The 6149-nt window shown below is 45.7% G+C and carries 5 protein-coding genes; 2 read left to right on the top strand and 3 right to left on the bottom strand.

The features are described 5' to 3' along the window. Positions 1-229 precede the first annotated feature (229 nt). Both A4R26_RS05385 and A4R26_RS05380 read left to right on the top strand, forming a co-directional pair. Positions 230-1102, top strand: coding sequence for an AraC family transcriptional regulator (locus A4R26_RS05385; protein WP_081161754.1), 873 nt, complete (start codon positions 230-232; stop codon positions 1100-1102). An 11-nt stretch (positions 1103-1113) separates the two neighbouring features. Further along, positions 1114-2643, top strand: a complete 1530-nt coding sequence (locus tag A4R26_RS05380) for a hypothetical protein (RefSeq protein ID WP_081161750.1) — start codon at positions 1114-1116, stop codon at positions 2641-2643. Between the two features lie 126 nt (positions 2644-2769). On the opposite strand, the gene A4R26_RS05375 is transcribed toward A4R26_RS05380, so the two are convergent. From A4R26_RS05375 to A4R26_RS05365, 3 genes are all read right to left on the bottom strand, one after another. Beyond that, entirely contained in the window at positions 2770-3420 is a 651-nt protein-coding gene (locus A4R26_RS05375; protein WP_081161746.1) for a NanQ anomerase/TabA/YiaL family protein, read from the bottom strand. Positions 3421-3503: 83 nt separating this feature from the next. Next, positions 3504-4928, bottom strand: coding sequence for an alpha-L-fucosidase (locus A4R26_RS05370; RefSeq protein ID WP_081161743.1), 1425 nt, complete (start codon positions 4926-4928; stop codon positions 3504-3506). Between the two features lie 811 nt (positions 4929-5739). Continuing rightward, positions 5740-6141 (bottom strand): hypothetical protein, encoded by a 402-nt coding sequence (locus A4R26_RS05365; protein ID WP_081161739.1) that lies wholly within the window; start codon positions 6139-6141, stop codon positions 5740-5742. Positions 6142-6149: the final 8 nt, after the last annotated feature.

Below are 6149 nucleotides of genomic sequence, written 5' to 3'. Positions count from 1 at the left end.
AACCATAAACAACAAACCCCTCCGGCGCGGCATCAACCACAAACAACAAACCACAAACAACAAACTCCCGAAACCCGCTACCAGCAAGGGTTAACGAAATACCGTGAATCGCTAACGGTAAATTATTACGGAAACGTTAGCGTAACTTTTTTAGATGGCCCTTAAAAACTAAGCTAAATTACCCCTGATTGCATACATATTGCCATTTGAAGTAAAAGTAGCTTAATACATGAGGCCGCAACTTTTAAAAGTATCAAAAGAGATCCGCCATTCCTTTAGCGTTCGGCAGGACCTCGTTCCCTACATCAACAACCGCTGGCACTATCACCAGGAAGTGGAGCTCATTCATTTCAGAAAAGGCGAAGGCACCCAGTTCGTGGGTGACAGCATCAGACATTTCAAATCGGGCGATGTGGTATTGGTAGGCGCCGGACTACCCCATTACTGGCGTTTCAACGACTCGTATTTCGATGAAAATAAAGAATCGCCGGTAGATATAAGGGTATGCCATTTCTGTGAGAACTTCTGGGGCGAGCAGTTTCTTCAGCTTCCCGAAAATATTAAAATAAAAAATGTACTGGAAAAAGCGAAACGCGGACTGCAGATCACTGGTAAAACCCGCATGGTAGTTTCGGAGTTTTTAGACGTATTATTACATACCGAAGGGCCGCACCGTATTATGCTGCTTACCCAGGCCCTCACCGCCATTGCCGAATGCCAGGAGGTTCAATCTCTTTCCTCTATCGGATTTAAACACGAACTGCCTGATGCTGAGCATGATCGCATAAATGCCATTTACGATTTCTCGCTCAGGAACTTCAAACGCCCCATTCAGCTCGATGAAATAGCTTCCGTTGCCAATATCAGTCCCAATTCATTCTGCCGGTACTTCAAGTCAAAAACAAGTAAGACTTTTTCGCAATTTCTTATAGAAGTAAGGGTAGGTTATGCCTGTAAACTGCTCATAGAAAATAAAATGAGCATAAAACAGCTCTGTTTTGAGAGTGGATTCAACAATTTTACCAGTTTTCATAAGTACTTTAAACTAATTACTGGCAAAAGTCCGTTGAATTACCAGAAAGAGTTTATACAAAAACAGTAGTACCCTTGCCAATGACCAAACGTTTACGCAAAAAGGCAGCCATCGCCGCTGCCGTCGTTATTGCATTTAGTTTCGGGCTCCCGGTAAATAAATGGGAGTCGAAGTTTGTTACTATGGGTCCGAACGGAGTTTTACGATACCATGAGGACGAACACGGCAACACGATTCCCGATTTTAGCCGCGTTGGTTACTATCAGGGAGATCAGCCGATACCCGATGTGCCCGTTGTAAAAACCGTTTTCCCCAGCGATACCAACAGCCAGGCCGTCATTCAAAAGGCCATCGATGAGGTTTCGCAAAGAAAGCCCGATATAAACGGGTTCAGGGGCGCCATTTTGTTGAAAAAAGGCACCTATAAGATTCCGGGCACCATTTACATCGTTACCAGCGGCGTAGTGCTGCGCGGAGAAGGAGATGGTGAACAGGGAACCAAACTGATAGCCACCGGCAACCGGCAGCGCTCATTGATCGAAGTGATGGGCGATGGCTACCTGGAAGAAATTCCCGGTACCCGCGCAGCCGTCACCGATGACTATGTGCCCGTAGGCGCTACTTCATTCAACGTGAATACAGTTGGCAAACTCAAAGCCAGCGATAAAATAGTGCTGGTTCGCCCCGGTACCGAGGAATGGGTCAAAGACCTGAAAATGGATGTGATCGATTCCCGCAAGGAAACCAAACAATGGAGCCCCGGCGAATATGAATTGTATTTTGAACGGGTGATCACAAAAGTAAAAGGCAATACCATTTTTATCGATTGCCCGGTTGTGATGGCGCTTGAAAAAAAATATGGCGGCGCTTCCCTTTTTAAAAGCACGTTCGACGAACGCATCAATAAAGTGGGCATCGAACACCTGCGTTGCGAATCAACGTTCTCGAGCGATACGGCCGAAGACCATGGCTGGACGGCCATTCAGTTCAATAAAATTGAAAATGGCTGGGTGCGCCACGTTACCAGCCGCTATTTTGGATATGGTTGTGTTCATCTGAACGAACTGGCCAAATGGATCACCGTGAGCGATAGCCGCTGCCTGGATGCCAAATCAAAGATCACCGGCAGCCGCCGCTATTCGTTCAACAACGATGGACAGCAAAACCTGGTGATGAACTGCTACGCTTCGGAAGGCCGGCATGATTACGTTACCGGCGCCCGCGTATGCGGACCAAATGTGTTTTATAACTGCACCGCAAAAAATACCCATGCCGATATTGGCCCGCATCACCGCTGGGCATCGGGCACCCTGTACGATAACATTGTTACCGATGGGGAGATCAACGTGCAGGACCGCGGCAACTGGGGCACCGGTCACGGATGGGCAGGCGTTACGCAGGTATTATGGAACTGTACCGCCAAACGCGCAGCGGTTCAAAGTCCGTGGGTAAGCGGAAAAAACTATTGCATCGGTTTAAAGGGCGGCAAATATGCCGGCCGTTTGGGTGGCCGTATGGATGGAGAGTGGGAAGGACAAAACAAACCCGGGTTACACCCCGGATCGTTATACCTGATGCAATACAGGGCGAGGAAAGCCGCTCAACAATAGGCAAATAAGCAATTGGCAATATACCAATTGAAAGGGTGGGCTGCTTTTTAGAAGTGGCCCACCCTTTTTTAGTTCATAGTTCATAGTTACACTTTCAACCATGAACGGTGAACTGTGAACTGAGAACTACTGAGCAGCTCTTACTTTAATGACAATCTTTTTTACTACTTTATTCCTGCCCGGGGTAATGTTAGGTCTATGCGCTTCGCCGGGGAAGAAGATGATAAACGATCCGGCATGTACAACATGAAATTTTCCCGGTGCGGTATAATTGGCCACATCTTTTGCTTCATCATACGGTTTGGTAATGGTGGTAGCCTCAGCTACGGGCCATTTGCCCATCTTTTCATCACCGGTGATCACACATTGCAAATCGATATACTTGCGGTGCGATTCCCAATTCGTTTTTTCAAAATCCTTACCGGGTTCTTCGGTCACTGATACAAATACATTATCGCCGTCAACCGGGTATTTTCCCTTTGCCAGCGTTTTAAGATCATGCTCTTTCAGAAATGCAAAGGCTTTTTCCCAATATGTTTTATTGGAGTTATATTGCCGGTAGAATTCAAATTGATTGATCGATTTATGCGGTTTAAGTGCAACCCCATTCAACCATTCTTTTTTCTTATACCATTTGGCCACCTGTGATGCGGAAACGAAAGTATCAGCAAGGACGGGAGTATCAACAACACCAGCGGCATCAACAACTTCCTGGGCATTTATGGATTGAAAAGAAAACAAACCCAACAAAGAGGATAATACAAAAGCTTTTTTCATATGTGCAGAAATATGTAACGGGTGTAAATATAAGCAAGTGTGCCACACCTAGGAGGTGTGGCACACTTTATAACTCAATTTTTCTACAACCCACTGGCACCGGCGCCGGTAAAACGCTTTTCAGGAACAATACCTTTTACCACCAGTTTTATTACGGAGGCCATATTATCGGGCGCTTTTTCGGGAACGCTAATAACTATTCCTTCGCTGGTTTTTGCGGCTGCCAGTTTCTTTGCACCTGCCAGCAGGGTGGCTGATACAACTGGTTGCTGTACACCCGGCACTACCAGTTTTTTACCGGCCGGCCAGTTAAAAACGCTCAGGTATAAAATGGTGTTACCGTTCTGTTCTTTCTTTGTTATTCTACCCCATGAAACAGCTGCGAGCGGACTGGCCTTTGTTCCATACACCGCTTCGCCGTTCACTTTCATCCACGCTCCTACCTGCTGCAGGCGGGCAATGCTTTCGGCGGGAATGGTGCCATCATCCTTAGGGCCCACATTCATTAAGTAATTACCGCCTTTTGAAGCGATATCTAACAGGTTCCTTACCATTACTTCTGCGCTCTTCCATTCGTGATCGTTTTTCTTATAGCCCCAGGTATTGTTCATGGTCATGCAGGTTTCCCAATCTTTGCCATCGAGTTCGCTCTCTTTGGGAATCCTTTGCTCAGGGGTTTTATAATCGCCGGGGAAGTTCGGCCGCTTCAGCCGGTCGTTGGTAATAATATCCGGTTGCAGGGCCAGAACGGCATTCAGTTTTTCTGCAAATTCATCGGTCATACCGGTAGGCGTATCCCACCACAGTACGGCTACATCGCCGTAGTTGGACAGCAATTCCTTAACCTGCGGCACAGCGACTTCATCGATATACTGCGCCATTGTTTTTGTGGTTTGTGCCGGGTCCCAATGGCCGCTATTAGCCGCCGTATAAGCATCGATGGTAGCTGAATCGGGGTTGGCCCAGCCTTCGCTGGCAACTTTCCGGGCAGCGGCGCCGCCGGGATTGCACCAGTCCTGGGCATGGGAATAATAGAAGCCGAGCTTCATTCCGTATTTGCGGCAGGCTTCGGCCAGTGGCTTCAGCAGGTCTTTGCCGTATGGGGTGGCGTCAACCATATTCCATTTGCTGGCGTTCGATTTGAAAAGGGCAAAGCCATCATGGTGTTTGGCGGTGATGACGATGTATTTCATACCGGCATCTTTGGCAAGTTTTACCCAGGCGTCGGCATCATACTTAACGGGGTTGAATTGTGCAGCAAACTGCTTATACTCGGCAACGGGAATTTTACCGCGGTTCATGATCCATTCGCCGATGCGTTTAATGGGCTGGCCATTATAGTAACCAGCGGGCACAGAATAAACGCCCCAGTGAATGAACAGGCCGAAGCGGGCTTCGCGCCACCATTCCATGCGTTTATCGCGGCTAACATTATGTACAGAAGTTTGAGCCCATGCAGCATGCAGCAAACAACCAAACAACACGATCGCAGAAACTACTTTTTTCATATAGGAGTGCTTTTCTTTTATGTGCAACTAACAGAAAATTATGAATTCTATTGCACATGGAAGGGGCAATTTATTAAGTTATTTTAGCGTGGTTTACAGCTGTGCCAACTTTGATCGAAGCCTCTTCTCCGAATCATTTAGCCTGGTTGCCTAAATAGATCGCCAATCCCAAAAATGCAATAATACTCAGGGCATGTAAGATGTGCGCAATGCGCTATTTTGACTGTTTCGAACAGTATAACCATAAATTATACAACTATTTCAATGAGCGGTATTTGATATATGGAAGGCCTTAACCGAAACCTTTCAACTTCCCCGAAAAAATATATACCGGGCTCCTGGCTTCATCGGCGTAACCGATATATACACTTGTTCCGATTTCCATGGCAAACGTAAGGCAGTTGGAAACAATGCAAACCCCATTCACCAACTTAGACCAAGTTAGACCAAGATAAGTCCCTTTTTGACGCTTTTGTCGCGTTTTAGGCGGTTTGAAATGCTGTGCTGATCACCACCGGTTCGGGTTCTGGCCGCAGAATTTGGACGCCGGAAAACCATATTCCGCAATATTCTCCGTAAAAAAGCGGCAGATTTCTTCGCAACTCCATTTAGACTTCTTTTAGAATGCTTTTAGGCTTCTTCGCAAATTTGCGAAGAACTTGCGAAGGATTTGCGAAGAATGGTAAGTTGTGTCTTTGCTCAGAATCGAAGCAGGGTGGGAGCATACTAAATAAAATTTAAGGCGCCCTTGCAGGTCTTCAATTACCTACCGGATAAGCATATCGAAATACTTTTAGCAGGAAAAACCAGATCAATAAGATATTTCCACTTTGTTGGACTGCATTTCCATTAACACTGATTGCATTTGCTTCATGGCAGGATTAAACGCATAATACCTAACTATATAATTTTCACCTTTTGTAAGTCTATACCATTCCTTTAATGAGATAGCAGAACTTATTTCTTCATTGGGTTGCAATAGTACATACTCATCGGGCATTCTTGTGCAATTTGCCATAAATCCCAAAAAACTGACTCTGTGACCATTACTTTTAGCAATTTCAAAATAATTATTTCTCACCTCCCCATTATAATACATCACCTGCTTATTCAAATAAATACTTCTTTCTGATCGATTCTTAAAAATGAGATGAGCCATCACGGCTTCATTTTCTTCTATCGAAAGCTTAACTTCTATTACATCTGTTTCCATATAAATAG

The sequence above is a fragment of the Niastella populi genome (assembly GCF_002078015.1).
Classification (GTDB): Bacteria; Bacteroidota; Bacteroidia; order Chitinophagales; family Chitinophagaceae; genus Niastella; species Niastella populi.
The sequence above is the reverse complement of the archived record's forward strand: the minus strand, read 5'-3'. Positions and strand labels throughout refer to the sequence as shown.